Source organism: Pseudophaeobacter sp. C1-32P7 (assembly GCF_041008775.1).
Classification (GTDB): Bacteria; Pseudomonadota; Alphaproteobacteria; order Rhodobacterales; family Rhodobacteraceae; genus Phycobacter; species Phycobacter gallaeciensis_A.
Window position 1 is genome coordinate 1 of record NZ_JAXGFR010000057.1, and the last position, 4377, is coordinate 4377.

At 62.3% G+C, this 4377-nt stretch carries 2 protein-coding genes and 1 pseudogene; all 3 read left to right on the forward strand.

The window, feature by feature from the left end:
* A pseudogene (locus SM763_RS23900) lies at positions 1-749 on the forward strand (thymidine phosphorylase); the annotation flags it as partial.
* Positions 746-1633 (forward strand): ribose-phosphate diphosphokinase, encoded by an 888-nt coding sequence (locus SM763_RS23905; RefSeq protein WP_369000056.1) that lies wholly within the window; start codon positions 746-748, stop codon positions 1631-1633. The pseudogene SM763_RS23900 and the gene SM763_RS23905, both read left to right, overlap by 4 nt.
* A gap of 100 nt (positions 1634-1733) precedes the next feature.
* On the forward strand, positions 1734-4211 hold the full coding sequence (locus SM763_RS23910; protein WP_369000058.1) for a phosphoketolase family protein: 2478 nt from the start codon (positions 1734-1736) through the stop codon (positions 4209-4211).
* Positions 4212-4377: the final 166 nt, after the last annotated feature.

Sequence of the window (4377 nt, forward strand, 5' to 3'; positions counted from 1 at the left end):
TCATCCGTGTCGAACGCCCGCTCGATTTCGACTCCACCGGTCAACTCGTAGCGAGCGTACTGTCGAAAAAGGCGGCCGCCGGTGCCACCCATGTTCTGATCGACATGCCGGTCGGACCAACTGCCAAGGTGCGGTCTGCCGGAGCGGCGGAAGCTCTCGGCACCCGGCTGTCTTCGGTCGGCAAGGCGTTGGGTCTGAACCTGGCGCTGCACATCAGCGACGGCATGGCTCCTGTGGGACGCGGCATCGGCCCGGCATTGGAAGCCATGGACGTGCTGGCGGTTTTGCGGCGCGCGCCGGACGCGCCTGTCGATCTGCGCGCACGGGCGCTGGATCTGGCCGGGCATCTTCTGGACCTAGCGCCGGACGCCGTTGTGGGGCAGGGACGGGACCGCGCGCAGGCGCTTCTCGACAGTGGCGCGGCGGAAGCGAAGTTCATAGCAATCTGTGCGGCACAGGGCGGTTTCCGCGAACCCGGCACCGCCTCGCAACGCATCGAGATACTTGCCCCGCATGCGGGCGAATTGACGGCCGTGGACAACCGCCGGATTGCACGCATCGCCAAGCTGGCCGGTGCCCCGCGTCAGAAGAGCGCCGGCATTCGCCTGCTGGCGCGGATCGGTGATCGTATGGACAGGGGCCAGCCGCTTTATGAACTTCATGCCGAGACACCAGGCGAACTGGCCTATGCCTTGGCCTATGCGGAGTCCCAGACCGGGGTGCTGACGCTGTCCGGGGAGGCGTCATGATCCTTGTCGCGTTTCCCGAGATGATGCCGCTTGCCGAAGACCTGGCACCCGCGCTTGGGGCGGACCTGCTCACTCTCGACTGGCACCACTTCCCCGATGGCGAAAGCCTGATTTCGCTGCCCGGCGATCTGGAGGGCGCAGACGTGGCGCTGCTGGCCACGTTGCGAGATCCCGACCGCCTTGCGCTACCATTGCGTTTTGCGGCGGCCACGGCCCGTGAGATGGGCGCGCGCCGCGTCGGATTGATCGCGCCCTATCTCGGCTACATGCGTCAGGACCGCCGGTTCGAAGCCAGGCAGGCGGTCAGCGCGCCGCTGTTCGCGCAGTTCCTGGGGGAGAGTTTCGATTGGCTGGTGAGTGTCGATCCGCATCTGCACCGCATCGCCCGGCTGCAGGATGTCTTCCCGATGCCTGCCATTCGCGCCGTATCCGCCCCGCTGCTTGCGACCTGGATCAGCACGAACCTGCCAGACGCCGTTCTTCTGGGCCCTGACAGCGAAAGCCAGCAATGGGTCGCCGAGGTGGCCCGGCTGGCCGGACGGCCCTATGAGGTCTTGCGCAAGGTGAGATCCGGTGACCGCAGTGTCGATGTCAGTGTGCCGGAAAGCGCGGCGCTGCGCGAAGGCACGCCAGTGATCCTCGACGACATCGCATCTTCCGGCGTCACGATGGCACGCGCCGTCGAAAGGTTGCTTGCGGCTGGAACCGCCGCGCCTGTCTGCCTTGTCATCCACGCGGTCTTTGCCGATGGCGCGCAGGACACCATCATGTCGGCAGGTGCGGCAGGGATCATATCCACCGACACCATACCCCATTCAACGAACGTGATCGGAATTGTCGACATCCTGAGCGAAACGACCCTTTCGGCCTTGAAGGAACCTTGATCACGCAAGTTCCGACAAGACCGGATCGTAGGAAAGGATCTGTCGGCTTTCGTCCTGAGCGCAAACCGGAACGCTACTCCGGAAACTGGAGAATATGAGGATGACCCGCAAGGAAACGAAAATCCCCGCCCCGCCTAGTCCCGAGCGCCCCCAGATCGCGGATCGGGCCGCCCTCTACCGAGCGAATGAACCGGCTTTTGCCGATTGGGCAACTAGCTCGGACGTGCTTGCGCGTGACGAAAGGACACAGGTTCTCGTTCACGACATGGTCGATGTTTTGCATCGGCGCGGACAGATCAAGGACAAGATCGAAGCCTATCGCCTCCTTGGTGCAGCGGACCGGATCGCACAGGCCGCGATGTGGCTGGTCGTGCACATGACCTATGCGCGCACCGTGCGGATCAACGGCACGCCGCTTGAGGCTGGGGATTTCAAGACCAGCCCCGACGGCCATACCGGCGGATCGCTGAACATGGTTCCGGCCTATGTCGGCTATCTGCTGGCGAATGCACTTGGCGGCGTGACGCGCTCGTGGCTGATGGGGCAGGGGCATTGCGTCGCCGCTATCGATGCAGTCAACCTCATCGTCGACAACATGTCATCCGAGCAGACGGAACGATACAGCTTTTCCGATCCGGGGCTGACCCGTTTTGTCCGGGATTTCTATTCCTACGAAATAGCGGCCGACGGTCGGCCCGTTTCGCCGCTTGGTAGTCATGTGAACGCACATACCGCTGGCGGTCTCATCGAGGGCGGCTATCTCGGCTTTGCCGGGTTGCTCTACGAACACATGCCGCGCCCTGGGGAACGACTGGTTGCATTTCTGAGTGACGGTGCTTTCGAGGAGCAGCGCGGAAGCGACTGGGCCCCTCGCTGGTGGCGCGCCGAGGACACCGGACTGGTCGCTCCGATCATGATCGCGAACGGGCGCCGGATTGACCAGCGCACGACGATGGCGCAATCCGGAGGCATCGACTGGTTTCGTCGGCATCTGCGGCTGAATGGTTTCGACCCGGTCGATCTCGACGGCCGCGACCCGGCGGCGTTTGCCTGGGCGATCTTCGAGATAGAGGAGCATCTGGAAGCTGCGGTGACAGCGCAGGAGACCGATGGGGCCGCTTCGGTCCGTCTGCAATATGGTATTGCAGAAACGGTCAAGGGGTTCGGCTTTCCGGGTGCAGGCACGAACCGCGCGCACAACCTGCCACTTACGGGCAACCCCCGAACGGACGAGGCGGCGCGCTGTCAGTTCAACGAGGGTGTGGCGAACCTGTGGGTCCCGCCGGAGCATTTGTCGGCGGCTGTGCTTGCACTCAACAATCACGATAAGCCCAAGCGTCCGAAAGAGCGCGCCCATTCCTTGATCTCGCGCCCCTCGGTGACCCCCAGTTTACCTGAACCGCCATGGCACGCCTCTGACGGGTCCGCGCAAGTCTCGCCGATGGAAGGCCTCGATGAATATTTCGCGGCTCTCATTCTGGCCAATCCGGACCTGCGCCCGCGTGTCGGCAACCCCGATGAAATGCGCAGCAACCGGATGAATGCAACTCTTGATCTGCTGAAGCATCGTGTAACTGCTCCCGAACCGGGGATGCCCGAGTCCCAGACTGGCGGCGTCATTACAGCACTCAACGAAGAGGCGGTCGTCTGTTCGGTGCTGGGGAACAAGGGCGGTCTCAACTTGGCGGTCACCTACGAAGCTTTTGCAACCAAGATGCTCGGTGCCTTGCGTCAGGATCTGATCTTCACAAGACAACTGATCGCGGTAGGACGTCAGCCGTATTGGCTTGGTCTGCCGTTTGTCCTGACTTCCCACACATGGGAGAATGGCAAAAACGAGCTGTCGCATCAGGATACGACCGCCGTCGAAACCATGTGGGGGGAGATGTCCGATCTCTCTCGTGTCGTGTTTCCCGTGGACTGGAACAGTGCAATCGCTTGTCTGCGAGATGCCGTTCGTTCACATGGAGCGGTCTGGACGATGGTGGTTCCCAAACGCGACGTTCCGCTGGCGCTGTCGTCAGAGCAGGCAGACAGGGCGCTATCCGACGGTGCCATTTGCCTGCGCGAAGACGGAGAAGATCCGCCGGAGATCATACTTGTCGCCATTGGCGCCTATCAACTGGTCGAAGTTCTAAAAGCGTCGGATCGCCTTACGGAAAAGAGTGTGCTGCATCGCGTCATTTTGCTTGTCGAACCGGGACGGTTCCGAACCCCTCGTGACGCGCAGGAAGCAACGATAGCCGCCTCGGAGGAAATTGTCGGAAACCTGTTTCCAGAGGCGAGTAGGGCGCGGGTCTTCGTTTCTCATACCCGGCCAGAACCGCTCTGCGGTCTTATCCGCCGCCTTGATACCGGATCGACGACGTCTCGGTTCCTCGGGTTTTGCGGGCGCGGCGGAACACTTGATACCAACGGAATGCTGTTCGCCAACCGATCGACCTGGGCGCATGTTCTCGCAGCAGTGGCAGAAGTCACGGGCCGACAGGCGTTGGACTTTCTGACAACACGCGAACTTGATGTGGTGCAGGGAAAGCGCGCGCCGGCGGGGGTTATTTTCGATAGGAATGTTCCATGAGGCCAAGTGTACGAACCCTATTGCCCGCTTTTGGAGATCGCTCGGTGCTGCGCGACAAACTGGATGAGATTCCGCGTCAATCAGGATGAGACGTTGCGGCGGGCGTGTGTCGGAAGGAGGGCGTAGCCCGACCGGAGGCACACGCCCGCCGCTTCGCTCGTTTTTG

Excerpts from the sequence above, each read along its gene's own strand:
- SM763_RS23910 (WP_369000058.1), top strand. The coding sequence starts at position 1,734 with ATGACCCGCAAGGAAACGAAAATCCCCGCCCCGCCTAGTCCCGAGCGC.
- SM763_RS23905 (WP_369000056.1), top strand. The coding sequence starts at position 746 with ATGATCCTTGTCGCGTTTCCCGAGATGATGCCGCTTGCCGAAGACCTG.